The sequence below is a fragment of the Streptomyces lydicus genome (assembly GCF_000717345.1).
GTDB lineage: Bacteria > Actinomycetota > Actinomycetes > Streptomycetales > Streptomycetaceae > Streptomyces > Streptomyces lydicus.
In genome coordinates this window covers 151,266-176,102 of sequence record NZ_JNZA01000010.1, presented here as the reverse complement: position 1 = coordinate 176,102, position 24,837 = coordinate 151,266, and the positions used below count along the sequence as shown (strand labels likewise).

20 protein-coding genes and 2 pseudogenes are annotated in these 24,837 nt (G+C 74.0%); 15 read left to right on the top strand and 7 right to left on the bottom strand.

Features of this window, described 5'->3' with window-relative positions:
• Positions 1 to 53 precede the first annotated feature (53 nt).
• Positions 54 to 1,052 carry a hypothetical protein gene (locus tag OO62_RS11750; protein WP_051733007.1) on the bottom strand — a complete coding sequence of 333 codons (999 nt, stop codon included), beginning with the start codon at positions 1,050 to 1,052 and terminating at the stop codon, positions 54 to 56.
• Between the two features lie 281 nt (positions 1,053 to 1,333).
• A complete protein-coding gene (locus OO62_RS11745) occupies positions 1,334 to 2,989 on the bottom strand; it encodes an FAD-binding dehydrogenase (protein WP_033267296.1) in 1,656 nt (551 codons plus the stop codon).
• 212 nt (positions 2,990 to 3,201) lie between these two features.
• Here OO62_RS11745 and OO62_RS11740 point away from each other — a divergent pair, with 212 nt between their 5' ends.
• The 7 genes from OO62_RS11740 to OO62_RS11710 all read left to right on the top strand — a co-directional run bounded on the left by OO62_RS11740 (position 3,202) and on the right by OO62_RS11710 (position 9,148).
• A complete protein-coding gene (locus OO62_RS11740; RefSeq protein WP_033267258.1) occupies positions 3,202 to 4,095 on the top strand; it encodes a DMT family transporter in 894 nt (297 codons plus the stop codon).
• A gap of 132 nt (positions 4,096 to 4,227) precedes the next feature.
• Entirely contained in the window at positions 4,228 to 4,761 is a 534-nt protein-coding gene (locus OO62_RS11735) for an NUDIX hydrolase (protein WP_033267257.1), read from the top strand.
• A 43-nt stretch (positions 4,762 to 4,804) separates the two neighbouring features.
• Positions 4,805 to 5,215: a YidH family protein gene (locus OO62_RS11730; RefSeq protein WP_051733006.1), complete on the top strand. Its 411-nt coding sequence runs from the start codon at positions 4,805 to 4,807 to the stop codon at positions 5,213 to 5,215.
• Positions 5,216 to 5,218: 3 nt separating this feature from the next.
• Positions 5,219 to 5,581: a DUF202 domain-containing protein gene (locus OO62_RS11725; RefSeq protein WP_033267256.1), complete on the top strand. Its 363-nt coding sequence runs from the start codon at positions 5,219 to 5,221 to the stop codon at positions 5,579 to 5,581.
• A gap of 174 nt (positions 5,582 to 5,755) precedes the next feature.
• Entirely contained in the window at positions 5,756 to 6,685 is a 930-nt protein-coding gene (locus OO62_RS11720; RefSeq protein ID WP_033267255.1) for an MBL fold metallo-hydrolase, read from the top strand.
• A 190-nt stretch (positions 6,686 to 6,875) separates the two neighbouring features.
• Complete coding sequence (locus OO62_RS11715) at positions 6,876 to 7,928, top strand: phosphotransferase family protein (protein WP_051733005.1); 1,053 nt, start codon at positions 6,876 to 6,878, stop codon at positions 7,926 to 7,928.
• Positions 7,929 to 7,933: 5 nt separating this feature from the next.
• A complete protein-coding gene (locus OO62_RS11710) occupies positions 7,934 to 9,148 on the top strand; it encodes an acyl-CoA dehydrogenase family protein (RefSeq protein ID WP_033267254.1) in 1,215 nt (404 codons plus the stop codon).
• 62 nt (positions 9,149 to 9,210) lie between these two features.
• Here OO62_RS11710 and OO62_RS11705 read toward each other — a convergent pair whose 3' ends face one another.
• From OO62_RS11705 to OO62_RS11695, 3 genes are all read right to left on the bottom strand, one after another.
• Positions 9,211 to 9,816: a TetR/AcrR family transcriptional regulator gene (locus OO62_RS11705; protein WP_033267253.1), complete on the bottom strand. Its 606-nt coding sequence runs from the start codon at positions 9,814 to 9,816 to the stop codon at positions 9,211 to 9,213.
• Positions 9,817 to 9,842: 26 nt separating this feature from the next.
• Positions 9,843 to 11,504 carry an AMP-binding protein gene (locus OO62_RS11700; RefSeq protein WP_033267252.1) on the bottom strand — a complete coding sequence of 554 codons (1,662 nt, stop codon included), beginning with the start codon at positions 11,502 to 11,504 and terminating at the stop codon, positions 9,843 to 9,845.
• Between the two features lie 114 nt (positions 11,505 to 11,618).
• Positions 11,619 to 12,389 carry an SDR family oxidoreductase gene (locus OO62_RS11695; RefSeq protein WP_033267251.1) on the bottom strand — a complete coding sequence of 257 codons (771 nt, stop codon included), beginning with the start codon at positions 12,387 to 12,389 and terminating at the stop codon, positions 11,619 to 11,621.
• A gap of 173 nt (positions 12,390 to 12,562) precedes the next feature.
• On the opposite strand from OO62_RS11695, the gene OO62_RS11690 reads away from it, so the two are divergent.
• The 5 genes from OO62_RS11690 to OO62_RS11670 all read left to right on the top strand — a co-directional run bounded on the left by OO62_RS11690 (position 12,563) and on the right by OO62_RS11670 (position 19,007).
• Positions 12,563 to 13,852, top strand: coding sequence for an exo-beta-N-acetylmuramidase NamZ family protein (locus tag OO62_RS11690; protein WP_033267250.1), 1,290 nt, complete (start codon positions 12,563 to 12,565; stop codon positions 13,850 to 13,852).
• 255 nt (positions 13,853 to 14,107) lie between these two features.
• The gene (locus OO62_RS11685) at positions 14,108 to 15,262 is read left to right on the top strand and encodes an acyltransferase family protein (RefSeq protein ID WP_063739000.1); all 1,155 of its coding nucleotides are present in this window, start codon (positions 14,108 to 14,110) and stop codon (positions 15,260 to 15,262) included.
• Positions 15,259 to 16,338 (top strand): class I SAM-dependent methyltransferase, encoded by a 1,080-nt coding sequence (locus OO62_RS11680; protein WP_051733003.1) that lies wholly within the window; start codon positions 15,259 to 15,261, stop codon positions 16,336 to 16,338. Before OO62_RS11685 ends, OO62_RS11680 begins: the two co-directional genes overlap by 4 nt.
• A 75-nt stretch (positions 16,339 to 16,413) precedes the next feature.
• Positions 16,414 to 17,619 carry a glycosyltransferase gene (locus OO62_RS11675; protein ID WP_033267249.1) on the top strand — a complete coding sequence of 402 codons (1,206 nt, stop codon included), beginning with the start codon at positions 16,414 to 16,416 and terminating at the stop codon, positions 17,617 to 17,619.
• A 74-nt stretch (positions 17,620 to 17,693) separates the two neighbouring features.
• Positions 17,694 to 19,007: an MFS transporter gene (locus OO62_RS11670; protein WP_078617119.1), complete on the top strand. Its 1,314-nt coding sequence runs from the start codon at positions 17,694 to 17,696 to the stop codon at positions 19,005 to 19,007.
• A 39-nt stretch (positions 19,008 to 19,046) separates the two neighbouring features.
• Here OO62_RS11670 and OO62_RS11665 read toward each other — a convergent pair whose 3' ends face one another.
• Entirely contained in the window at positions 19,047 to 20,069 is a 1,023-nt protein-coding gene (locus OO62_RS11665) for a LysR family transcriptional regulator (protein WP_033267248.1), read from the bottom strand.
• 111 nt (positions 20,070 to 20,180) lie between these two features.
• The gene (locus OO62_RS11660; RefSeq protein WP_033267247.1) at positions 20,181 to 23,000 is read right to left on the bottom strand and encodes a penicillin acylase family protein; all 2,820 of its coding nucleotides are present in this window, start codon (positions 22,998 to 23,000) and stop codon (positions 20,181 to 20,183) included.
• 243 nt (positions 23,001 to 23,243) lie between these two features.
• Between OO62_RS11660 and OO62_RS11655 the strand changes: the two genes are divergently transcribed.
• The 3 genes and pseudogenes from OO62_RS11655 to OO62_RS37405 form a co-directional block, all read left to right on the top strand.
• Positions 23,244 to 23,849, top strand: a complete 606-nt coding sequence (locus OO62_RS11655) for a hypothetical protein (RefSeq protein ID WP_033267246.1) — start codon at positions 23,244 to 23,246, stop codon at positions 23,847 to 23,849.
• Positions 23,850 to 23,917: 68 nt separating this feature from the next.
• Positions 23,918 to 24,070: pseudogene (locus OO62_RS38890) on the top strand (3-keto-5-aminohexanoate cleavage protein); the annotation flags it as partial.
• 162 nt (positions 24,071 to 24,232) lie between these two features.
• Positions 24,233 to 24,819, top strand: a pseudogene (locus OO62_RS37405) (3-keto-5-aminohexanoate cleavage protein); the annotation flags it as partial.
• Positions 24,820 to 24,837 lie beyond the last annotated feature (18 nt).

The window sequence follows — 24,837 nt, the reverse complement described above, 5'->3', positions numbered from 1 at the left end:
CACCGCGGGGGCCCGGGGGCCAGTGTCCGGGCCCCGGCGTCAGACTTTCGTCATCAGCCGGGTTCGCGCCGGTCGTCGTCCCGGTCGTGGTCCCCGCCCAGGGCGGCCTCGCGGGCAGCCTGGAACGCGCCCTCCGCGTCGCGGCCCGCGTACGACCACGGCGCGCGGGTGGCGTGCGGGCCGATGCGCTGGAAGAGGGTGGCGGCCTCGGCCAGCCGCCCCTGGTGGAACGTGGCGTGGGCGAGGAAGTTGATGTCGAGCTTGCTGCGGGGGTGGCCCTCGCCCTCCCATTCCAGCCACCAGTCGAAGGCGGCCCGCTGGACGGCGTGGGCGTGCCGGGTGGCCCAGTGGCCGGAGTCCGCGGGGTCGGGGGGCTCCAGCCCGGCGCGGGCCCGTACGCGGTAGCGCTCGGCGTGCGCGACGACGGGCAGCAGGGCGAGCGGCGAGTCGGCGGGGGCGCGCTCGGCGGCCCGGGCGGCGAAGCCGTGGGCGGGGTGGTGCGGGCCGCAGGTGCCGTCCGGCCGCTCCTCGGCGAGGGCGGCGGTCATCAGGTGGTGGGCGTGGTGGTGGTCGGGGTGGCGGGCGCGAATCTGGTGGAAGGCGTAGGCGCGTTCGTCGGGGGTGCCGGCGCGGCGGGCGAGGAGCAGCGCGCCGAGCCAGGGGGTGGGGTCGTCGGGCAGCATCCGGGCGGCGGTGGCGCAGGCCGCGGCGGCGTCGCCGGTGGTGGTGCGTCCACGCAGGGCGCGGCGGACGGTGGCGAGGGCCAGGAGGGTGGCGGCGTCGCCGCTGTCCGGTTCGGCGAGCTGCCAGTCGCCGGCCCAGGCGGCGCTGCCGGGGCAGGCGGCCAGGACCGTTAATCGGTGGCCGCGCCGGTCCCAGTCCGTGCCGGTCCCGGCGAGCAGGGTGCGCACCCGGGCCCACTGGCCGAGTGCCAGCGCGTCGGCGGCGACGGCCAGTTCGGTGTCGTCCAGGGCCGGCGCGAGGGCCGGGGCCCCCGGGCGGCGGGCGCGCCGGAGGGCCGGTGGCGGCGGTGGCGAAGGGGATATCGACATCACGGGTCAGGGGGCTCCATGGCGCGCCGCGGCGGCCGTGCGCCGCACCGTCGTCCTCGGGGTGCGGCCGGTCCGTGCGCGCCTGTGCAGAGGGTGACGGACTGGTTCCGCACCAGTCATCGCGGACAGCAAAGCGCTCCGCAGAGCTCCGCGTCAAGGCGGGAAGAGGAATGGCCGGATCCGCCAACATCCGTTCGGCTTCGCGGCATTGGGCCGCGCCCCCGCGGGGCCCCACGGCGGGTCCGCCGGGCCCGCCCGCGGCGCGGCCCGGCGGCTCGGCCTCAGTCCACCGCGCGCGCCGCCGCCCGGCCCGCGGTGCGCCCGGAGAAGAGGCAGCCGCCGAGGAAGGTGCCCTCCAGCGAGCGGTAGCCGTGCACCCCGCCGCCGCCGAATCCGGCCGCCTCGCCCGCGGCGTAGACGCCCGGGAGCGGCGCGCCGCCGTCGGTCAGCACCCGGGAGCTGAGGTCGGTCTCCAGGCCGCCGAGGGTCTTGCGGGTGAGGATGTTGAGCCGTACGGCGATCAGCGGGCCGGCCTTCGGGTCGAGCAGCCGGTGCGGGGCCGCGGTGCGGATCAGCCGGTCGCCGAGGTACTTGCGGGTCCCGCGCACCGCGGTCACCTGGAGGTCCTTGGTGAAGGGGTTGGTGATCTCACGGTCCCGGGCGACGATCTCGTCGCGCAGCGCGGCCTCGTCGATCAGGGGCTTCCCGGTCAGCTCGTTCATCCGCCGGACGAGTTCGGTCAGCGAGCGTTCGACGACGAAGTCCGCGCCGTGGTCCATGAACGCCTGCACCGGGCCGGGGGCGCCCGCCCTGGCCCGGCCGAGCACGTCGCGGACGCTCTTGCCGGTCAGGTCGGGGTTCTGCTCGGATCCGGAGAGCGTGAACTCCTTCTCGATGATCTTTTGGGTGAGCACGAACCAGGTGTGGTCGTGGCCGGTCCGCATGATGTGTTCGAGGGTGCCGAGGGTGTCGAAGCCGGGGAACAGCGGCACCGGCAGCCGGTTGCCGCGGGCGTCCAGCCACAGCGGGGAGGGCCCCGACAGGATGCGGATGCCGTGCATCGGCCATATGGGGTTCCAGTTGTCGATGCCCTCGGTGTAGTGCCACATCCGGTCGCGGTTGATGATCCGGCCGCCGGCGGCCTCGGCGATGCCCAGCATCTTGCCGTCGACGTGCGCCGGTACGCCCGACAGCATCCGCTCGGGGGGTGTGCCCAGCCGCTCGGGCCAGTTGGCGCGCACCAGGTCGTGGTTGCCGCCGATCCCGCCCGAGGTGACGATCACGGCCTGCGCCCGCAGCTCGAAGGCGCCGGTCACCTCGCGGCTGCTGGCCCTGCCGCGCTCGACGTCCGAGGGCTCGAGGATCTCACCGCTGACGGTGTCCACGCTGCCGGCGCTGCGGGAGAGCCCGGTGACCCGGTGGCGGAAGCGCAGGTCCACCAGGCCACGGGCGGCCCCGGCCCGTACCCGGCGCTCGAACGGTGCGACCAGGCCGGGTCCGGTGCCCCAGGTGATGTGGAAGCGCGGGACGGAGTTGCCGTGCCCGGTCGCCCCGTAGCCGCCGCGCTCGGCCCAGCCGACGACCGGGAAGAACCGGACGCCCTGCCGGTGCAGCCAGGAGCGCTTCTCCCCGGCCGCGAAGTCGACGTACGCCTCGGCCCAGCTGCGCGGCCAGCGGTCCTCGGGGCGGTCGAAGCCGGCCGTGCCCAGCCAGTCCTGCCAGGCCAGCGCGTGGCTGTCGCGGATCCGCAGCCGGCGCTGCTCGGGCGAGTCCACCAGGAAGAGGCCGCCGAAGGACCAGTGCGCCTGCCCGCCGAGGGACTGCTCGGGCTCCTGGTCGAGCAGGATCACCTTGCGTCCGGCGTCCACCAGCTCGGCGGTGGCCGCCAGGCCCGCGAGCCCCGCTCCGATCACGATCACATCAGCGTCGTACGCCATCTTCCGCTTCTCCTCACCGGGGCCCGCGGCCCGCACCGGCCGCCGTGGTGAACGATCCTCAGCGCGCCCGCCTGCCGCGTCAACCGTTTGATTACCGCGCAGTACGCGGGGGCGCGCGGGAGAATGGCAGTGACCGCGGCCACCCCACATCCCCGGCCGGATGGCTATCCTCTGCCGCATCCCCCGCCCACGCGCGATACGAGGTGTGCGACGTGACGGTGATACTGCTCGCCCTTGGCGCCGCCTGCTGTCTGGGACTCGGCTTCGTCCTCCAGCAGGCCGCCGCCCAGCAGGCCCCGATGAAGGACTACCTGTCCCTGCGGCTGCTGCTCGACCTGGTGCGGATGCCGCAGTGGGTGGCCGGCATCGGACTGATGGTGGTCGGCATGGCGCTCGGCGCGGTGGCGCTGGGCATGGGCGACATCACCCTGGTGGAGCCACTGCTGGCGACCAATCTGCTGTTCGCGATGGCGCTGTCCCGGCGGCTGACCCGGCAGCGGCTCGGCCGCACCGGGTGGGGCGGGCTGTGGCTGCTGGCAGGCGGGGTCACGGCGTTCATCGTGGCCGGCCGCCCCCAGGGCGGCTCCCGCAGCACCGATCATCTGTGGCAGTGGCTGATCATGGGGCTGGTGCTGGGCACCGCCCTGACCCTGGCGGCCGTCGCCAAGCGCGAGCGGGTGCACGTGAGCCTGGAGGCCGCGCTGCTGGGCGTGGCGGCCGGCCTGATCTACGGGCTGCAGGACGCGCTGACCCGGATCAGCGGTGAGCACTTCGCCCAGGGCAGCTGGTCGGCGCTGCTCTCCAGCTGGCAGCCGTACGCCATCGTCGTGCTCGGGGTGCTGGCGCTGGTCATGGTGCAGAGCGCCTTCGAGTCGGCGCCGCTGCGGCTGTCGCTGCCCGCGCTGACCGCGGCCCAGCCGCTGGCCGGGATCCTGTGCGGGGTGGGCTTCCTCGGCGACCGGCTCCAGGTGACGGCCGGGGCGCTGGCCTGGGAGGTGGCCGGGATCGTGGCGGTGGTCGCGGGCATCGTGCTGATCGGCACGCACCCGGCGATGCCGCCGGGGGCCGGCCGGACCGAGGACGTACGGGAGCTCCAGCCGCACTGACGCGGGCCGGGCCGGTCGTTCGCGCTCCCCCGTACGGCCCCGCGGGCGCTGCGCCGTCCGGGCGTATTCGGCGGGCCGGTGTGCGCCGGCCCCGGCGGGTGCCGCCGGGGCCGCTGGTGGTTGCATGGCCCCATGACCGATCAGCAACCGCTCAACGCGGACGAGATCCTCGACGTCGTCGACGAGAACGATCAGGTCGTCGGGCAGGCCCCGCGCGGCGAGACCTACGCCCGCCGGATGCGCACCCGCGCTGCCTTCATCCTGGTCCGGGACGCCGAGGACCGGATCTTCGTGCACCGCCGCACCCCGAACAAGCTGGTCTTCCCCTCGCACTACGACATGTTCGTCGGCGGGGTGGTCGGCGCCGGCGAGAGCTACGACCGGGCGGCGCTGCGCGAGGCCGAGGAGGAGCTGGGCGTGCAGGGGCTGGCGCAGCCCGAGCCGCTGTTCAAGTTCCTCTACGAGACGGCCGAGCACACCTGGTGGTCCGCGGTGTACCAGGTGCGCTGCACGCTGCCGGTGGCCCCGCAGGAGGCGGAGATCGACTGGCACGCGTTCCTGCCCGAGGAGGAGCTGATCCGGCGGCTGGACGAGTGGCCGTGGACACCGGACGGGACGGCCGCCTACCGGGAGCTGCTCGCCCGGCGGGAGGCGGGGGAGTTCTGAGGCGGGCGGGCCCGGCGCGGGCCCGCCGGATAGGGTTTCGGCCATGATCCTCACCGACGGACTGCGGTCGGCCGTCGCGGCCGTACGGCTGTGGTTGTCGCCCGCGCGGATCCGCGAGGAGGGCGCCACCCCCGACTACCGCTTCTCGCTCGCCAACGAGCGCACCTTCCTCGCCTGGCTGCGCACCGGGCTGGCGCTGGTCGGCGGCGGGTTCGCGGTGGACCAGTTCCTGCCCCGGCTGCACCCGGGGGTGCGGCTGGCCTTCACCCTCGCGCTGCTGGTCGGCGGGGCGCTGTGCGCGCTGCGGGCGGTCAACCACTGGGTGCGCTGCGAACGGGCGATGCGGCGCGGCGAGGACCTGCCGGTGTCCCGCTTCCCCACGGCGCTGGCGCTGGCCGTCGGGGCGCTGGCGGTGGCGGTGGTGGTGCTGGTGCTGCTGGGCTGGACCGGCTGACCGATGGCGGGCGGCGCGCGGCCGGGCGCGGGGGGACCTCGTCCGGCGTCCGACCGGGACCCGGGTCTCCAGCCGGAGCGGACCAGGCTGGCCTGGCGGCGCACCACGCTGTCCGCGACGGTGGTGGCGGTGCTGGCCGGCCGGCAGCTGCTGCGGAGCGGGCGGCCGGGCCCGGCGGAGGTGGCGCTGGCGGTGCTGACGGGGGTGCTGTGGCTGGCGTTCCTGGCGTTGTCGCACCACCGGATGCGGGCCATGGCCGGCGGCCGCCCGGCGGGCCTGCCGGCGCGGACCGCGCTGCTGCTGGCCGGCTGCACGCTCGCGCTGGCGCTGTGCGGTGCGCTGATCGTGGCGCGTACGGGGCACTGAGCGCGGCGCGTACGGGCACCGACCGTGGTTCGTACGGGCGCCGGCGGCGGGCCCGGCGGCCGGCCCGGCGCCCGGCGGCGGTACCGTGACGCGACCCCTGTGACGAGGGGAAGCGACCAAGGACCGGCCCCCCGGCGGGCCGTGACGTGCCATCACCGAAGGGGACCACACCGCATGGGCGACCCGACCGCACCGGCCGTGGACGAGCCGTATCTGACCGAACTCGCCGCCGGCGTCCATGCGTTCATCCAGCCGGACGGCGGCTGGTGCCTGAACAACGCCGGTTTCGTCACCGACGGGGACGCCACCCTCGTGGTGGACACCGCCGCCACCGAGCGCCGGGCGCGGCTGCTGCGCCGCCGGATCGCGGAGAGCGGCGCGCCGGTACCCCGTACGGTGGTCAACACCCACCACCACGGCGACCACACCTACGGCAACGGCGTCTTCGCGCCGGAAGCCACGGTCATCGGGCACACCGCCTGCCGACGGGAACTGCTGGACGCCGGGCACCAGCTGCACGCGGTGTGGCCCGAGGTGGAGTACGGCGACATCCGGCTGACCCCGCCGACCGTCACCTACGACCGCGAACTCACGCTGCACGTCGGGGACATCGAGGTGCGGCTGATCCACCCGGGCGTGGCACACACGACCGGGGACACCATCGTGTGGCTGCCCGAGCGGCGCGTGGTGTTCACCGGCGACCTGGTCTTCCACGGCGGGACGCCGTTCGTCTTCATGGGGTCGGTCTCCGGGTCGCTGCGGGCGCTGCGGCTGCTGCGTTCGCTGGACGCGACGACCGTCGTCCCGGGGCACGGGCCGGTGACCGGCCCGGAGGTGTACGACGGCATCGAGCGCTATCTGGAGTTCGTCGGCCGGCTGGCGCAGGAGGGCCGGGCGGCCGGCCGGACGCCGCTGGAGGTGGCCCGGGAGGCGGATCTCGGCGCGTTCGCGGAGCTGGCCGAGAGCGAGCGGCTGGTGGCGAACCTGCACCGGGCGTACGCGGAGCTGGACGGCCGGGAACCGGGCGCGCCGCTCGACCCGCTGGCGGGCTTCGGCGACATGACGGCGATGAACGGCGGGGTGCCGATGGCCTGCCACGCCTAGGGCGGGTCTTTCGAGTCGTGCCGGGCCCGCGACGCCCGGCACCGTGCGGGAAAGCGGCGGAAAACCGCCGTCCGGGCGGCCGCGTGACGGAGACCCCACGCACCGGCACTGGACTCCATACCGACTAGTCGGCATGATCGGGGCAGCGACCGACCACGACGGACCGTCCACCCCCGTACGGAGGAGCACGATGAGCAAGGGCACCCCTCCCCCTCAGGCCCCGGACCGGGAGGATCCACCCGGTCTCGACCTGACACGATTGCGCGAGCACCTGGACCGCGTGCGGCCGGGGCTGGCCGGCGGCCCGCTGCGCGCGCAGCTGATCGAGGGCGGGCGCTCCAACCTCACCTACCGGGTCACCGACGGCACCGGCTCCTGGGTCGTACGCCGCCCGCCGCTCGGCCACGTGCTGGCCACCGCGCACGACATGCGGCGCGAGCACCGGGTGATCAGCGCGCTGCACGACACCCCGGTGCCGGTGCCCGAGGCGCTGCTGCTGTGCGAGGACGAGTCGGTGACCGGCTCGCCCTTCTATGTGATGGAGCTGGTCGAGGGCACCCCGTACCGCACGGCCGGGCAGCTGGCCACGCTCGGCCCGGAGCGCACCCGCGCCGTGGTCCTCTCCCTGGTCGACACGCTGGTGGAGCTGCACGCCGTGGACCCCGAGGCGGTCGGGCTCGGCGACTTCGGCCGCCCGGACGGCTTCCTGGAGCGCCAGCTGCGGCGCTGGGGCAAGCAGCTGGCTGCGTCCAGGAACCGCGAACTGGCGGGCATCGATGAGCTGCACGAGACGCTGGGCCGGGCGCTGCCCGCCTCCCCCGCGCCCACCGTCGTGCACGGCGACTTCCGCCTGGACAACGTCCTGGTCGGCGCCGACGACACCATCAAGGCCGTGCTGGACTGGGAGATGTCCACGCTCGGTGATCCGCTGACCGACCTCGGGCTGCTGGTGATGTACAGCTCGGACCTGGGCCTGCCCGAGTCCCCGGTCAGCACCACCAGTGGCGCCCCCGGCCACCCCTCCCCCGGCGAGCTGATCGAGCGCTACGCCGCCCGCTCGGGCCGCGACACCTCGTCGATCGCCTGGTACACCGCCTTCGCCTGGTTCAAGCTCGCCGTGATCCTGGAGGGCATCCACTACCGCTTCACGCTCGGCCAGACCGTCGGCGCCGGGTTCGACCGGATCGGCGAACTCGTCCCCGTCTTCATCGACCACGGACTGACCACCCTCAAGGAAGGCTGAGGCCCATGGACTTCGCATTCGACGCCCGTACGCAGGAGCTCCGCGAGAGGCTCCTGACCTTCATGGACGAGCATGTGCACCCGGCCGAGGAGACCGCCCGTGAGCAGCGGGCCGGCCTCGCCTCGCCGTGGGACACCCCGGCGATCGTCGAGGAGCTGAAGGCCGAGGCCCGGAAGCAGGGGCTGTGGAACCTCTTCCTCCCGGACCGGGAGCACGGTGCCGGGCTGACGAACCTCCAGTACGCGCCGCTGGCCGAAATCACCGGCCGCAGCCCTCAGTTGGCGCCCACCGCGCTGAACTGCGCGGCGCCGGACACCGGCAACATGGAGGTGCTGGCGCAGTTCGGCGACGAGGCGCAGCAGAAGCAGTGGCTGGAGCCGCTGCTGGCCGGTGAGATCCGGTCGGCGTTCGCGATGACCGAGCCGGAGGTGGCCTCGTCGGACGCCACCAACATCGAGACCCGGATCGAGCGGGACGGCGACGAATATGTCATCAACGGCCGCAAGTGGTACATCTCCGGGGCGATGAACCCGCTGTGCCGGATCTTCATCGTGATGGGCAAGACCGACCCGGACGGCGCGGACATCCGCCGCCAGCAGTCGATGATCCTGGTGCCGCGCGACACCCCCGGCCTGGAGGTGCGGCGCGCCATGCAGGTCTACGGCTACGAGGACCACTGGCACGGCGGCCACGCCGAGGTGGTCTTCCACGACGTGCGGGTGCCGGCGAGCAATCTGATCGGCGAGGAGGGCGGCGGCTTCGGCATCGCCCAGGCCCGGCTCGGCCCCGGCCGGATCCACCACTGCATGCGGCTGATCGGCATGGCCGAGCGGGCCATCGAGCTGATGTGCCGCCGGGCGGTGGGCCGTACCGCCTTCGGCAAGCCGCTGGCCCAGCAGGGCGTGGTCCAGGCGTGGATCGCGGACGCCCGGGTGGCGGTGGAGCAGCTGCGGCTGCTGGTGCTGAAGACGGCCTGGCTGATGGACACCGTCGGCAACAAGGGCGCGCACACCGAGATCCAGGCCATCAAGATCGCCACCCCGCGCACCGTCGTGGACATCCTCGACAAGGCGGTGCAGCTGCACGGCGCGGGCGGTGTCAGCCAGGACTTCCCGCTGGCCGAACTGTGGGCGGGCGCGCGGACCCTGCGGCTGGCGGACGGCCCCGACGAGGTGCACCAGCGGTCGCTGGCGCGTCGTGAGCTCAAGCAGTACCGGTAGCCGAAGAGCGGCGGGCCCCGCGACCGGCAGGCGGTCGCGGGGCCCGTGCGCGGGTGCCGGCGTTACGGGCGCAGGGCCCGCAGCAGCAGGTCGGCCAGGTGGTCGGCGACCTGCTGGGGGGTGAGCGGACCGTCCTCGCGGTACCACGTGCCGAGGTGGTGCACCGAGCCGAAGTGGTAGTCCACGACGAGGTCGGCGGGCACGTCGTCGGCGAACACGCCGGTGCGCTGGCCCTCCTCGATCAGCGCCCGGAAGCGCTCGTGGTAACGCCGGCGCTCGGCGCGCACCTGCTTGTCCTTCTCCGGGCCGAGGTGGTGCATCGAACGGAAGAAGATCTTGGTGTCGTCGAGGTTCTCGATGGTGGTGACGACCACGTCGGCGGCGGCGTCCCGCAGCCGCTGCTCCACGGGCGCGTCGGCGCCCGCGAAGTGGTCCAGGCGCTCCTGCTGGAGGCGCAGGACCCGGCCGTAGACCTCGTGCAGCAGATCGTCCTTGGAGCCGAAGTAGTGGTAGAGGGCGCCCTTGGTGACCCCCGCGGCATCGACGATCTCCTGGACGGAGGTGCGGTCGTAGCCCTGCTCCGCGAAGAGTCTGGTGGCGGTGGCCAGCAGCCGCTGGGCCACCGGCTTCGCGCCACCGTTGCCGTTGCCGTCCTTCGTGCCGGCCATCGCCCTCACCTGTCCTTCGTCGTACCTCATGCGCGGTGGCGCAGCTCCCGTCGGAGGATCTTGCCACTCGTGGTCTTCGGGAGCTCTGCCAGGATCTCCACCTCACGGGGATATTTGTACGCCGCGAGCCGTTCCTTGCAGTACGCGGCCAGCTCGGCGGGTTGCGGCGCGGCACCGGGACGCAGGCTGACATACGCCTTGACGGTCTCGCCGCGGTAGGCGTCGGGCACGCCGACGACCGCCGCCTCGCGCACCGCCGGGTGGCTGTACAGCACGTCCTCGACCTCGCGCGGCCACACCTTGAAGCCGGAGGCGTTGATCATGTCCTTCTTGCGGTCGACGACGTAGAGCCAGCCGTCGGGGTCCATGAAGCCGATGTCGCCGGTGCGCAGTTCACCGTCGGGGATGGCCTCGGCGGTGGCGTCGGGGCGGCGCCAGTAGCCGGGGACGACCTGCGGGCCGCGCACCGCGATCTCGCCCGGTTCGCCGAACGGCAGCTCCCGGCCGTCCTCACCGAGGATCCGGACGACGGTGTCGGGGCCGGGCACGCCGACCGCGAGCGTCCCGGAGACCTTGTCGACCGGCGCCTGCCTGCCGGGCGGGACGCTGGCGCAGGGGGCGGTGCACTCGGTCAGACCGTAGCCGTTGTGGAGGTACGGGCCGAAGCCGGCGCGGAACTTCTCGACCAGCACGGGCGGCAGCGGCGCGCCGCCGGAGGACATCGTCACGAAGGACGCGAAGTGGTCGCGGGTCACGCCGGGGTGGGCCATCAGCGCCATGTAGGCGGTGGAGGGGCCGACGGTGTAGGCGGGCCGGTGCTCCAGGAAGGCGTCCAGGACGACGCCGGCCTCGAAGCGGTAGGCGAGCGCGAGGGTGCCCGCGTTGGCGACGCAGGCGGCCAGTTCGCAGACCATGCCGGTGATGTGGAAGAGCGGGGCGAGTGCGAAGTAGGTGGCGCCTTCGGGCAGGCCGAGGCCGGTGCGCTGGCGTTCGGCGTTGTAGGCGATGTTGCCGTGGGTGTTGGTGGCGCCCTTGGGGGTGCCGGAGGTGCCGGAGGTGTAGCTGATCAGGGCGACGTCGTCGGCGGTGAGCCCGGGATCGGCGGGCGCCGCACGGAGCCGGCCCGCGCCGCGGGCCACCGCGAGCAGGTCGTCGGCGTCCTCCTGCGGGCCGAGCGGCTCGCCGCGCAGCACCCGGGCGTCGTCGCGGGTCTGCAGCTCCCGCTCGCAGGCGGTGAGCGCGATCCGCACGGACGGCGCCCCGGCGGCGGTGGCGCGCAGGAAGCCGTCCCAGGTGCGGTCGGCGCAGATGACGGCGGTGACCTCGGCGTCGTCCAGGATGTGCCGCATCTCGGCCGACTTGTACATGGGGTTGACGGGGACGACCACCCCGCCTGCCTTCCAGACGCCGAGCAGGGCCAGCACGAAGTGCGGGGTGTTCTGCAGCATGACCGCGGCCCGGTCGCCGCGGCGGAATCCACGTGCGGCGAGGTGGGCGGCGACGCCGTCGGAGAGCGCGTCGGTCTCGGCGTAGGACAGCCGGCCGTCGAAGTAGGCGAGCGCCGTGCGGTCGGGGACGGCCCGGACCGCCGCGCGGAACGCGTGCAGTGTCGAGGGGGGCGGCTGGACGGGGGCGCGCTGGGCTTCGGTGAGCTGCGCCAGCCACGGCTTGTCCTGGTAGGAGGTCATCGGGTGCGGCCCTTTCTTCCTGATCGCCAGATCATCCCTGCGGGGGAACACCTGAGGTGCGGTGGGGTGGCGCGCGCCGGGCCCGGCCGGGCCGCCACCCCGTCCGGAGCGGCCCTACGCGCGGCCCTCGGCCTCCTCCAGCTTCCGCTGGAGGTGGTTCATCCCGCCGAGCCAGCGGTCGGGGTCGGCGGCCCGCGCGGTGTAGTAGTCCGCGACCTCGGGGTGCGGCAGCACCAGGAAGCGGCCCTCGGCCATGGCCGCGAAGAGCGCCTCGGCGACGTCCTCGGGCTCGACGGCGGTGGGGGTCAGCACGAGGTCCCCGGCGGTCCCGGTGGCGGCCAGCATGTCGGTGCGTACGCCCTGCGGGCAGATGGCGTGCACGTCGATGCCGCGGTGCCGGTAGGTCAGCGAGAGCCACTCGGCGAAGGCGTACGCACCGTGCTTGGTGACGCTGTAGGGGGCCGCGGCGACCATGGTGAGCAGCCCGGCGGCGGAGACGGTGGAGATGAAGCGTCCGCTGCCGCGCGCCAGCCACTCCGGCACCAGCTCGCGCGCCGCCCGGACATGGGCCATGACGTTGACGTCCCAGGCCAGCGCCCAGTCGTCGTCCGGTGCGTCGGGGCCGCCGCCGGTGCCGACCCCGGCGTTGGCGCAGAAGATGTCGACCGCGCCGCCGAGCGCCTCGCGGGCGAGCGGGACGACGGCCGAGGCGTCGCCGGGCACCGCGAGCGCCCCGATCTCCTCGGCGGTCTTGCGGGCCTTGGCCTCGTCCAGGTCGTTGACCACGACCCGGGCGCCCTCGGCGGCGAAGCGGCGGGCCAGGGCGGCGCCGATCCCCCCGCCCGCCCCGGTCACGACGACGGCTTTGTCCCTGACGGCTTCCACTGCTGGGTCTCCCTCGGTCGCTCGGATCGGCCGAGGGCAGACTAACCAGTCGGTATGTCCCAGCGGAAGAGCCGGTTTCCGCCGCGGCCCGGCATGTTCCCCGCCGCGCCGTGGCGCGTTAGCGTGCGCACGACACGTACCCGGTCGATTCTGTTGATCACGGAGGTGTGCGGATGGCTCTGTCGAGACGCCTGCTGCTGGGGCATCTGGCCGCGACCGGAGCGGCCGGCGCGGCCCTGACCGCGGCCGCGGCGCCCGCACGGGCGGCCGGCCCGGCGCCCGGCCACCGACGACGGCGGGTGCACACCGGCTTCGACCGGCTGGCCGCCGACGGCTACCGCCTCCTGGCCGGCCGCCGGGTCGGCGTCGTCACCAACCCCACCGGTGTCACCCCGGACGTCGCGCACATCGTCGACGTGCTGCACGCCGACGACCGGGTGCGCCTGATCGCCGTCTTCGGCCCGGAGCACGGCTTCCGCGGCACCGCGCAGGCCGGCGGCTCCGAGGGCCGCTACGACGACCCGGCCACCGGGCTGCCGGTCTACGACACGTACAACAAGAGCGGCCGGGCCCTCGCCGACATCTTCACCGCCTCCGGCGTGGACACGGTCGTCTTCGACATCCAGGACGTCGGCGCGCGCTTCTACACCTACATCTGGACGCTCTACGACTGCATGGTGGCCGCCGTCCTCGCGGGCAAGCGCTTCGTGGTCCTGGACCGCCCCAACCCCGTCACCGGACGCGCCGCCACCGGCCCGGTACTGGACAAGGCGTACGCCTCCTTCGTCGGCCGGGAGCCGATCGCGCAGGCGCACGGCATGACGGTGGCCGAGCTGGCACTGCTGTTCAACGGCGAGTTCGTGCCGAAGGCGGCCGGGCGCCCGGTCGAGCTGGAGACCGTGCTGATGACCGGCTGGCGGCGCGGCGACTTCCACGACGCGACCGGGCTGCCCTGGGTGCCCCCGAGCCCCAACATGCCCACCCCGGACACCGCCCTGGTCTACTCGGGCACCTGCCTCTTCGAGGGCACCAACCTGTCCGAGGGGCGCGGCACCACCCGTCCCTTCGAGCTGCTGGGCGCCGACGGCATCGACCACCGCTGGGCGGCGGCCGCCAACGAACTCGCCCTGCCCGGCGTGCACTTCAGGGAGGCGTACTTCGCCCCCACCTTCTCCAAGTTCCAGGGGAAGACCATCGGCGGCGTCCAGCTCCACGTCCACGACCGGGAGGCGTTCGACCCGGTGCGCACCGGCATCGCGCTGCTGGTGACCGCGAAGCGGGTCTGGAACGGTTTCGCCTGGCGGCCGGACAATGGCATCGACCGGCTCACCGGCTCCTCGACGGTCCGCACGATGATCGACGCGGGCGCGGGGACCGAGGAGATCGTCGCCGCCTGGCAGCCGGCCCTGACCGCCTTCCGCTCCGTGCGGGCCCGGTACCTGCGCTATCCGCACGCTTCCTGACGCCTCGCCGCGAAGCGAAGGAGAGCACCGGCGCCCTCGCCGGGGCGGCTGGGCCGTACGGGTGAAATAGGTCCGCCTCCCCTATGCCGGGGGTGTGCCGCGGTGGGTCAATCGAGCCAACCGCGCGAGGGGCCGCCCATTCCGTTGCACGGAGACCGATCAGTCGTGCACACCGGTCCAGGGCGGCCCCCTCGCGCGTCATTTTGCAGGTGAGTGGCGGTCATCGGCCTGGGCTTCGCTCGCAGGAGGCCATGTATGCGTCCACTCCCCCGGTCCTCGTCCGGCCCCGGGCCCCGCCCCGCCAGACTGCCCTCGCTGACCGGTCTGCGGTTCGCCGCCGCGGGCGGGGTCGTCTTCACCCACTGCGCGCTGCTGACCGATCCGCGGCTCGCCACAACGCTCGGCCCGCAGGTGTGGGTGGGCGCGAGCGCGGTCTCGCTGTTCTTCGTCCTCAGCGGATACGTGCTGATGCACTCGGCGCGGCCGGACGACACCGCACGGGCCTTCTGGCGGCGGCGGGCCGCGAAGATCCTGCCCAACCACGTCCTCACCTGGTGCGTGGTCCTGATCGCGCTCGCCTGCGCCGGCACCGCGGCCGCGAACGCCCCGGGCGTGGTGGCCCATCTCGCCGCCCTGTTCCTGGTGAACACCTGGGTGCCCAGCCGGAGTTTCGTCTCCGCGGGAAACCCCGTCTCCTGGTCGCTGGCCGCGGAGATGTTCTTCTACCTGCTCTTCCCCGTGCTCCGGCCCTGGGTCGCGCGGCTGTCCCGCCGCGGGCTGCTGGCCGGCGCGGCGGGCGCCCTCGCACTCGTCTGGGCGTGGCCGCTGCTGTGCGAGACGGTCCTCAACCCCGACGGGTCGTTCTTCACCGGCTACTGGTGCGTGTACATGCTGCCGCTGGCCCGCCTGCCGGAATTCGTCCTCGGCATGATGGCGGCCCGGATCCGGGCGACCGGGCTCCGGCTGCCGCGGCTCGCCGTGCTGCCCGCGGCGCTGGGCGTGATCAGCACCCTGCTGGTCAACTCGTCCTTCCTGCCGTACGTCTACATGTACGCGGCCGCGACCGCGCTGCCGCTCGTCCTGCTGGTGCATGCCGTCGCCGAGCTGGACCTGCGCGGCCGGCCCTCGCTGCTGCGGACCCCGCCGCTGGTCCTCCTCGGGGAGATCTCCTACGCCCTGTACCTCGTGCACTTCATGGTGCTGGGCGTGGTCTACCTGTGCCTGACCGGGCTCGGCTGGAGCCGGCTGGGGGCCGTACTCGTCGGGCTGCCCCTCGCGCTGGCGGCCGCCTGGCTGCTGTACACGGGGGTCGAGCGGCCGTGTGTGCGCCGCTTCTCGGCGCCCCGCCCCACCCCCGGCGGACGACATCGCGTGCCCAGGAGGGCCACCGCCGGACGGGGTTCGTCATGAGCGGGCCGCCGCCGGACCGGGGTGGACGGCGTGCCCGGGTCGCCGCCCGCCGGCCGCGCTACCTGGACGAACTGAAGGACGGCACGGGGCGGTTCTTCGAGGAGCGGCGCACCAGCTGCCCGTGGTGCGACTCCGGCCGCCTCCGCCGCCGGCTGCGCACCACCGACCACCTCCAGGGCAAACCCGGGCACTTCGTGCTCGACGAGTGCCGCGACTGCGGGCACGTGTTCCAGAACCCCCGGCTCGGCGACGACGGCCTGGCGTTCTACTACCGCGACTGCTACGACGGCCTGGGCCGGTCGACGATGGCACGGACGGCCGTCTCGCCGCTCGCCGTCCGGCTCTACCGGTCGCGCGCCCGGGCCCTGCTGCCGTTCGGCCGCCCGGCCCGCTGGCTGGACGTGGGCACCGGCCACGGCCACTTCTGCGCCGAGGCCCGGAAGATCCACCCGGGGACCGCGTTCCACGGGCTCGACCTGGGCGAGGGCGTGGAGAGCGGGGCGCGCAGCGGCCGGATCGAGCGGGCCTACCGGGGCTCCTTCCCGGACCTCGCCGCCCGGCTGGCCGGCCGCTACGACGTGGTGAGCATGCACCACTACCTGGAACACACCACGGCGCCCCGGCGGGAACTGGCCGCCGCGCACCGGGTCCTGCGTCCCGGCGGGCACCTGCTGATCGAGGTGCCCGACCCGCAGTCCGCCGCGGCCCGGCTGCTCGGCCGGTGGTGGGGACCGTGGCTCCAGCCCCAGCACCTCCACCTCGTCCCGCTGGACAACCTCCGTACCGCGCTGACCGAGCAGGGCTTCACCGTCGTGGCCGCCGGCCGGCGCGAGCCGCACGTCCCCACCGATCTCACGTCCGCGGCGCTGAACCTGCTCAAGGCCGTGCTGCCGGCCCAGGACCTGCCGTGGCTGCCGGCCTCCCCGGGCCCGGTGCGGCGCACGGTCCGCGCGCTGGCCCTGGCGGCCGCCACGCCCGTGCTCCTGGTGCTGTTCGGCCTCGACCTGCTGCTGGCCCCGCTCGCCCGGCGCACGCGGCTGGCCAACGCCTACCGGGTGATCGCCCGGCGCACCTGACCCCGGCGGCCGCACCGCCGCCGCGGCCAACCCACCCCTTCACCACCTCACCCAGGAAGGCGGGGCATCCCGGCCATGCGCATCCTCATCGCCACCGCGGGTTCGCGCGGGGACGTGGCTCCCTACACCGGCCTCGGCGCCCGGCTGCACGCCGCCGGGCACACGGTCGTGGTGGCCGCGGACCCCCGCTCGGCCGGGCTGATCCACCACAGCGGGCTCACCTTCCGTCCGCTGCCGCTGGACCGCGTCGCCGCCGAGGGCCGCACCGGCGCCGGCCTCTCCCCGGCCGCACAGCTGGGGCTGGCCCGGGAGTGGGCGCCCAGGGCGGCCGACGCGCTGGCGGAGGTCTGCGCCGCGGGCACCGACGCCCTGCTGGTGTCCGGCAGCCTGGCCCCCCTGGGGCTGGTGGCCGCCGCGGGGCTGCGGCTGCCCGCCCTCGGTGTCTTCCTGCAACCCCTCGCGCCCACCCGGGAGTTCCCGCCGGTCCTCCTCGGCGCGCCGTCCTGGGGGCCGTACGGCAACCGGGCCGCGGCGCGGGGCGCCCAGGCGCTGCTGGCACTGGCCTTCGCTCCCGGAGTGCGCCACCTCCGCCGGCAGCTGGGCGTGACCGGGGCCGCGCTCGCGCGGCGGCGCGCGGACTGGCCGGTGCTGCACGGGTTCAGCCCGACGGTGGTGCCCCGGCCCCTGGACTGGCGGCCGGGGCTGGAGGTGGCCGGCTACTGGTGGCCGGCGGAGCCCCCCGGCTGGACCCCGCCGGCCCGGCTGACGGACTTTCTGCAGGCCGGCCCGCCACCGGTGTTCGTGGGCTTCGGCAGCATGGCGGCCGCCGATCCGGAGCGCCTCGGGGACCTGGTCGCCCGGGCGCTGCGGCTGGCCCGGGTGCGGGGGGTGCTCCAGACGGGGTGGGCCGGGCTGTCGGTGGCCGGCGACGACGTGCTGACCGTGGGAGAGGTCCCGCACTCCTGGCTGTTCCCGCGGACCGCGGCCGTGGTGCACCACGCGGGGGCCGGCACCACCGCGGCCGGGCTGCGCGCCGGGGTGCCGGCGGTGCCGGTCCCCATGATGCTGGACCAGTCCTTCTGGGCGTCCCGGCTGACCGCCCTGGGCGTCAGCCCCGCGCGCCTCCCCTTCCGCCACCTGTCCGCGGAGCGGCTCGCCGACGCCGTCCGCACGGCCGCGCACGACCCCCGCTACCGCCACCGCGCCCGGCAACTCGCCGCGCTGGTCACCACCGAGGACGGCGCGGGGCACGTGGTGCGGGCGGTGGAGCGGCTGGACTGAGCCGGCGTCCCAAGGGCCGGGACAGTCCATTTCACCCCTTGACCAGCCTCCGGCGCTCCGTGAGAGTGCGACGCGTGCACAGTGAAGCAATCTCATCCAAGGTCCCGGCAGCGGCCGCCGACTCCACCGAGAGCCTGCGCCGGGTCGCGGTCGCCTCGTTCATCGGGACGGCCATCGAGTTCTACGACTTCTACATCTACGGGACGGCCGCCGCGCTGGTCCTCAACCAGGCGTTCTTCCCGACGCTCACGCCGGTCAACGCCACCCTCGCCGCGTTCTCCACCTACGCGGTGGCGTTCGCCGCCCGGCCGCTCGGCTCGGTGGTGTTCGGGCACTTCGGCGACCGGGTGGGCCGCAAGTCGGTACTGGTCGCCTCGCTGCTGCTGATGGGGCTGTCCACGGCGTTCGTCGGACTGCTGCCGGGATACGGCACGTGGGGCATCTGGGCGCCGCTGCTGCTGATCGTGCTGCGCTTCCTGCAGGGCATCGGGCTGGGGGGCGAGTGGGGCGGGGCCGCGCTGCTCGCGGTCGAGCACGCGCCGCGCGGGCGCCGCGGGCTGTACGCGGCGTTCCCGCAACTCGGCCCGTCGGTGGGGTTCTTCGCGGCGACCGGGGTGTTCTGGCTGCTGTCGTCCGCCCTCGACGACGCGGCGTTCCGGTCGTGGGGCTGGCGGGTGCCGTTTCTGCTGTCGTTCCTGCTGGTGGGCGTGGGACTGTTCGTACGGCTGAAGATCAGCGAGACGCCGGTGTTCGCGAAGGTGCTGGACGCCCAGGAGGCCGGCAAGGTCCCCGCCGTGGAGGTGCTGCGGCGGCATCCGCGCGAACTGCTGCTGGGCGCGGGCGGCATGATCGTCGCGTACGGCCTCTTCTACACCGCGACGACGTACTGCCTCGCCTACACCACCTCCGCGCTGGGCGTCTCGCGCAACACCATGCTGGGGCTCTCCCTCGTCGCCTGCCTCTTCCTGGCGGCCGGTACCTGGCTCGCCGCCACCCGCTCCGACGCGGCCGGGCGCCGGAAGCTGGTCCTCGCCGGCTGCGGACTCGCGGCGGTCTGGGGGCTGGTGCTCTTCCCGCTGCTGGACACCGGGACGCCGCTGCTGATCGCGCTCGGCATCGGCGGCGCGCTGTTCTGCATGGGCGTGGTGTACGGCCCGATGGGCGCGTACCTGCCGGAGCTGTTCGGGACGACGGTGCGGTACTCGGGCGCCTCGCTGGCCTACAACCTGGGCGGCGTGCTGGGCGGCGCGGTGGCTCCGCTGGTCGCCACCCGGCTCCAGTCGGCGTTCGGCTCGGCGTCGGTGGGCTGGTACGTGTCCGCGATGGCGGTGGTCTCGCTGGGGTGCGTGCTGGCGCTGCCGGAGACCCGGGAGCGCGAACTGGCGTGATCCCGGGGCGCGTCCGCGGGCGGGCGGCGGGCCCGGCTCTCAGGAGCTGAGCCACCACGGTCCGCTCTCCCGCGACAGCGCGTCCCACAGCAGGTTCAGCGGGTGGCCGGGCGGGGCGGACGCCCGCTCGCCGCGCCGGGTGAAGACCCCGACCAGCACCTCGGTCCGCGGGCCGACGTCCCCGACGATCCGCACCGTGCGCAGTCCGCCGGCCTCCGGGAGCCGGCCGTCCGCGGCGGCCTCCCCGATGCCCCGGGTGACCAGCATCGCGCCGCTCACCACCCCTGAGCGCAGCAGCTCGAAGCCGTAGTGCGCGGCCTCTATCTCGGCGGCGACGTTCAGCTTCTGGCGGTAGTCGGGGCCGTACCACGAGGTCAGGAAGCGGCTGATGAGGCCGCGGGTGGAGATCACCAGGGGCAGCCGGGTGAGGTCACCGGCCCGGAAGGACGTGCCGGGGAGCCGGTCCGGTGGCAGGTTCGTCAGCAGCGACAGCCCGCTGCGCCGCCACTCCATCACGTCGTACGGCGCCAGCAGCTCCTCCTCGTGGCCCTCGGTGACGACGACGCTGCCGCAGACCAGGTCGAGTTCCTTGGCGCGCAGCTTGCCGAAGAGGTCGCCGGTGCGGACGTGGGTGACCTTGAGATCGACGTGGTCGCGGGCGTAGTCCTCGCTGACGCGTTCCACGGCGTCCAGCAGGAAGCCGAGCGTGTAGCGGGTGGAGCCGACCGACAGCGTCCGGCCGAGCCGGCGGCGGGCGTCGTGCACCCCGTCCGACCACGCGTCGAGGGTGCGCCGCGCCAGGCCGACCAGCGCCTCGCCGGTCGCGGTGAACAGGGCGTCCTGCCCCCGCCCCTGCTTGAGGACCAGTTCCTCGCCGCACAGTGCCGCGAAGGTGCGGTTCATGGTGTCCAACTGCTTCTGCACACTGGACTGTTCGCGGCCCAGCAGGCGGGCGGCGCGCAGCGCGGTCCCCGCCTCGTGGACGACGATCAGCGTGCGCAGCTGGTCCATGGTGGTGTCTAGCAGCTCCGTCGGGTACTGCTGCGGACCTGAGAAGGTCATGCGGCCCTACTCGCCTCCCCGTCCCCGGAATTCAGGACTGTGCAGCATATCCCGCGGGGAAATCGAAGGCCCCGGGGCGGCTCTCCCCGGGGCCTTCGTCGGTGCGGCGCGTCAGCGGTGTGCCGGGAACTCCACGACCTGCTGGTAGGTCGGCCGGTTCTGCCAGCTGATGGTGTCGTGCGTCAGACCGCCCACCGCGCGGTGGATGATCGCGTCGGCGCACCACTGGTCGCCGGCCTTGCAGCTGCCGTCGCCCGGGTAGACCTGCTCGGCCGTCTTGGCGGCGGCCTGCCGGAGCGTGGTCAGCAGGGTGTCACGGCAGGCGGAGAGGTCGCCGTCGCCGCAGTAGCGCTGCGCGAGCGGGCCGTTGACCTTGTCGCCGAGGACGGAGCGCAGGTCCTTGTCGGCGTAGCTCCACCAGCCGTACTGGAAGGCCGATCCGGCGTGCCCCCCGGTCGGTCCGTGGCCCGCGGACGGTGACTCGTCGACGGCGAGGTCCGCCTTCAGCGCGTCGTAGAGGTCGCCGCCGAGGCCGGGCTTGAAGACGGCCTCGGCCAGCAGCGGCCACCAGGCGTCCATCAGGCGCACCGCGTCGGGGTGGGTGTAGGTGTGCGAGCCCGCGGCGGTCTCCCGGCGCTGGCTGCCGTCCTTGTGCCAGGCCGCGAGCTGCTGCACCGCGGTCTTCAGGGCGGGCTCGGTGACCGGCTTGCTGCCCACCACGCGCAGGAGTTCGGGCAGCACGTCCTCGCCGCGCAGGTCGGTGACCGCGGCCTCGGCCATCGCCCGGGTCAGCGAGGCCCGGGTCACCCCGCCCTCCTCGGTCAGCGCGCGCACCCGGTCGTCCAGCAGATCGGCGCGGTGCACCGGGCCGTTGCCGAAGCCGGCCGAGTCGTAGTCCTTGGCCTGCTTGTTGTTCCAGGAGACGTAGTAGTCCTGGTTGACGGACTGCGGGTGCTGGGCGGGCGGGGTGTAGTCGGTGGTGTTGGTGGCGGGGTCGTAGCCGCGCCACTCGTAGGCGTCGTCCGCGGTGACGGGCAGCGACGGGTCGACGTCGGGGTTGCGGACCGGGTTGAGGCCGCTGTTGTAGTAGGCGGTGTCGCGGGAGTCGGCGTAGAACCAGTTGAAGGCGTAGCCGATGTGCTGGGCGGCCTGCTGGAAGGTCGCGGCGTCGCGTACGTACGAGGGGTCGTTGAGCATCTGGAAGCCGATGATGGAGTCGGCCTCGTGGCGGTAGGTGGAGCGCTGCGCGGTGTAGGCGACGGGCTTGCCGCCGACGGTGGCGCGGTGGGTGACGGTCCCGTACTTGGTGCGGAAGACCTGCATCCGGTACGAGCCGGCCGCCGTCGGGTCGGCGACGGTGGGCTTCCAGGAGTTGGTGCGCTCCAGCTTCTCCATGGGGACGCAGGCGCCGCGGTAGCGGTAGGAGGTGGAGTCCTTGGTGGGCTTCGATCCGTCCGCGTTGCACAGCTCGACGGCGTAGGTGTCGGTGATGTCCTGGCCGGCGGAGGTGGCGCTCCAGGCGTAGTCCTGGCCGCGGCCGAGCTGGACGTACATCCCGACGCCCGCGAAGGAGGCGCCGCGGGCGCTGATGCCGGGGCCCTGGATCTCCTGGAGCATCAGCAGCTGGGGCGCGAAGTAGCCGGTCTGCGGACCGAAGACGGCGACGGGGTGGCCGCTCGCGGTGTGCTTGCCGGAGACCACCAGGGCGTTGGACATCCCGCGGTGCTGGGTGGGGTTGAAGCTGCCCTTGGGCAGCACCCCGTCCTTGAAGAGGCCCTCCAGCTTCCGGTACTTCTTCGGCGCCTTGACGGGGTCCTGCGGCGCCTTGTCGCCCTTGACGGTGGCCGCGCCGGTGCGGTCGTACACCAGCGGCTCGGCGGTGACCGAGCCGCGGTCCGGCAGCGCCACGCCCTTGGCCCTGGCCGGTTTGACGGCGTACGGGAAGCGCTGGCCGTCGTGCAGGGTCTTGGTGGCCTCGGGGTCGTTGCGCTCGCGGAAGGACTCCCAGACCTCGGTGCCCTTCTCGACGCCGTACTTCTGCTGGGCGGCCAGCAGCGACAGCGCGTTGGTGACCTCCCCGCCCCCGCCGTTGCCGAAGAGGCCACCGACGACGGAGGCCAGCGCTATCAGGTCGGTGAGTTTGAAGGGCTCGATCTCACCGGCGTTGGTGATCGCGTCGACGTGCCCGGTGAGCACGTACTCGCCCGGGAAGTAGCGGCCGTTCTTGGACTGTTCGCGGTAGGCGTTGATCCCGTCGACGTACGCCTGGGCGTCGGCCATGGCCTGCTTGCCGCGCTCGCCGTTGTGGTCCCTGATGTAGTCGACCTGCTCCTGGAGGTCCTTCTCGGTGTACGGCGCCTGCGGCCAGAACTCCTGCTCCAGGCCCTGGTTGGCGGGCGCGCCGCCGGCGAAGGAGGTCAGCTCGCCGCGGCCGATGTGCCGGAAGAGGTCCATCAGCCACAGCCGGTCCTGGCCCGCGGCGTAACCGGCGCCGTACTCGGTGCCGTAGCGGGTGGTGCCCTTGATGTGCGGCACCCCGGTCTTCCTGTCACGGGTGATGGTCACGTCGTCGCGGGGCGCGGTGACCTTGCCGACCTGGTCCTGGGGCACGCCGAAGGACGCGTCGTTGAAGAACTTCGTCAGGGTGTCGTCGGTGAGCGACGGGTAGCCGCCGGCCAGCGCGCCGTACGGGGCGAGTTGGTCGGTGGAGTGCTCGGGGTGGGTGCCGAACAGCTTGTTGCCGAGGATCTCGACCAGGGTGGCGTTGCCGGTCGCGCCGGGCGGCAGGATGTCGGCGCACTGGTCCTGGCAGTAGTCGTTGGCATCGTTCGGCGCGGCGGCCACGGTGGGGGGCGGGGCCAGCACCGTGGCCCCCAGGGCGAACAGGGCTGCCGCCGCGGCAGTCCTGAGGCGTCCGGTACGTCGTCGCATTCCTGCTCCTCGGAGGGGCCCCTGCTCTGTGAGGGCGCGGGGGAGGGTGGGCGGGACGTTACCGGCGGTTATCCCCGGCCGGAAGATGAACAACAGTCATCTTTTCGCATTCCCCACAGACGCCCGGCCGTTGACGCCGGGAGCCGGGTCGCGCAAGCCGCACGTAAGTTCGATGGATCCAGGTGGTGATCGGCTACGTCCCACCCCCGTCCAGTCGGGTCCTCCCCCCGGAGGTGGGATGAAATGGCCGGTTTCAGAGCCCTCGCAGAACAGGTCCGCAATCCACGACTCATCTCTACGCAGCGGCGCACCGCCCTGCGCAAGTGCCTTGAGCGCTTCGCCCCTTACGGGCACCGGGCGACCTGGCACCATCTGTGCACCCGGGCCGGTATCGCGACGTACGACCGCACCCCGGACCCGGAGCGGCTGGTCGCCGCGCTCGCCGAGCTGGAGGAGGCCCGCACCCTCTGGCTCGCCTACGAGGACGAATTCGCCGCCCGGCGCCGCAAGGAGAAGCACGACGGCATCCGGCAGCCCAGCGCGCTCGACGACTGGCACCGCCGGACCTGGGGCGGCTGTGACATCGTGCCGTGCGCCTCGCCGCAGCGGCATCCGGCGGCCCGGCTCGCGGTGGTGCTGCGCAGCATGATCGCGGCGATGGAGTCGGGGCTGCCGCGCCGCGACTGCCCGGTGTGCGGCTGCACCCGCTTCGCCTGGCCCCCCGAGACCGCGGAGGTCCCGGTGCCCGGGCCGGCCTGCGGGCAGTGCGGGGTGCTGGCGCCCGTGTCGGTTCTGGCACCGGAGACGCTCCGGGCCGCCCACGGAGCGGGGGCGTTCGCCGCGGCCTGAGCCGCCCGCGGCCCTGCGGCCGGCGCACCCGCCGCCGCGTGGTCGTACCCCTCGGGCATCATCGGACGATGTTGCAGGTATGCCTCAACGGCCCCCGGACCGCCGCCGATTCGGGTGCCGTCCCGATGTCGCCCGCCGCGCTCGCCGAGGCCGCGCGGCAGGCGGTGGCGGCCGGTGCGACGGACATCCATGTCCACCCCAAGACCCCGTGCGGCCGGGACTAGGGGCTGTCGTTTGGATCAGGCCGGATCAGGGAGCGGGGTCTGGTGCCGTGCATCGCAAGGCGGAGGAGGGAGTCAGGGCGGAGCGCTGGCGACCGACGACAACGCGGCGAGGTGCGGTGCCAGACCCCGCGAGCCCGGCATGATCCAAACGACAGCCCCTAGCTCTCGCCGCGCGTGGTCGGCCCGGCGCTGGCGGCGCTCCGGGCGGTGGTGGACGTCCCGGTGGGCGTGACGACCGGCGCCCGGGCCGAGCCCGACCCCTCTCGCCGGGTGGCGCGCATCGGCTCCTGGACGGTGCTGCCTCCCCCAAGTTCTCGGCTCCGCTCGAACAGGGAGGTACCCCCATCGCCTCGGTGAACTGGCACGAGCCGGGCGCGGAGGCGGTGACCGCGGCGCTGCTGGAGCGCGGCATCGGCGTCGAGGCGGGCCGGTGGTCCGGCACGGACGGCCCGGAGCGGTTCGCCCGCTCGCCGCTCGCGCCCCGGGTACTGCGGGTGCTGGCCGAGGTGACCGTCACCGACCCGGACACGGCGACGGCCACCGCGCGCGAGCTGCTGGCCGCGGTGGCCGCGAGCGGCCACGGCCGCCCGGTGCTGCTGCACGGGTCGGACGGCGGCGCGTGGCCGGTGCTGCGACTGGCCCGGCAGCGGGGCCTGGACACCCGGATCGGCGTCGAGGACACCCTCCTGCTCCCCGACGGCCGCCCGGCCGCCGACAACGCCCAGCTGGTACGGGCGGCGGCGGCCGGTCCGGGGGCCCCGTAG

What these genes read in the sequence shown, in the direction of transcription:
- OO62_RS11750 (WP_051733007.1), bottom strand. Translation starts at nt 1,052, where the DNA reads ATGTCGATATCCCCTTCGCCACCGCCGCCACCGGCCCTCCGGCGCGCC.
- OO62_RS11745 (WP_033267296.1), bottom strand. Translation starts at nt 2,989, where the DNA reads ATGGCGTACGACGCTGATGTGATCGTGATCGGAGCGGGGCTCGCGGGC.
- OO62_RS11735 (WP_033267257.1), top strand. Translation starts at nt 4,228, where the DNA reads ATGACCGATCAGCAACCGCTCAACGCGGACGAGATCCTCGACGTCGTC.
- OO62_RS11730 (WP_051733006.1), top strand. Translation starts at nt 4,805, where the DNA reads ATGATCCTCACCGACGGACTGCGGTCGGCCGTCGCGGCCGTACGGCTG.
- OO62_RS11725 (WP_033267256.1), top strand. Translation starts at nt 5,219, where the DNA reads ATGGCGGGCGGCGCGCGGCCGGGCGCGGGGGGACCTCGTCCGGCGTCC.
- OO62_RS11720 (WP_033267255.1), top strand. Translation starts at nt 5,756, where the DNA reads ATGGGCGACCCGACCGCACCGGCCGTGGACGAGCCGTATCTGACCGAA.
- OO62_RS11715 (WP_051733005.1), top strand. Translation starts at nt 6,876, where the DNA reads ATGAGCAAGGGCACCCCTCCCCCTCAGGCCCCGGACCGGGAGGATCCA.
- OO62_RS11710 (WP_033267254.1), top strand. Translation starts at nt 7,934, where the DNA reads ATGGACTTCGCATTCGACGCCCGTACGCAGGAGCTCCGCGAGAGGCTC.
- OO62_RS11705 (WP_033267253.1), bottom strand. Translation starts at nt 9,816, where the DNA reads ATGGCCGGCACGAAGGACGGCAACGGCAACGGTGGCGCGAAGCCGGTG.
- OO62_RS11700 (WP_033267252.1), bottom strand. Translation starts at nt 11,504, where the DNA reads ATGACCTCCTACCAGGACAAGCCGTGGCTGGCGCAGCTCACCGAAGCC.
- OO62_RS11690 (WP_033267250.1), top strand. Translation starts at nt 12,563, where the DNA reads ATGGCTCTGTCGAGACGCCTGCTGCTGGGGCATCTGGCCGCGACCGGA.
- OO62_RS11685 (WP_063739000.1), top strand. Translation starts at nt 14,108, where the DNA reads ATGCGTCCACTCCCCCGGTCCTCGTCCGGCCCCGGGCCCCGCCCCGCC.
- OO62_RS11680 (WP_051733003.1), top strand. Translation starts at nt 15,259, where the DNA reads ATGAGCGGGCCGCCGCCGGACCGGGGTGGACGGCGTGCCCGGGTCGCC.
- OO62_RS11675 (WP_033267249.1), top strand. Translation starts at nt 16,414, where the DNA reads ATGCGCATCCTCATCGCCACCGCGGGTTCGCGCGGGGACGTGGCTCCC.
- OO62_RS11665 (WP_033267248.1), bottom strand. Translation starts at nt 20,069, where the DNA reads ATGACCTTCTCAGGTCCGCAGCAGTACCCGACGGAGCTGCTAGACACC.
- OO62_RS11660 (WP_033267247.1), bottom strand. Translation starts at nt 23,000, where the DNA reads ATGCGACGACGTACCGGACGCCTCAGGACTGCCGCGGCGGCAGCCCTG.
- OO62_RS11655 (WP_033267246.1), top strand. Translation starts at nt 23,244, where the DNA reads ATGGCCGGTTTCAGAGCCCTCGCAGAACAGGTCCGCAATCCACGACTC.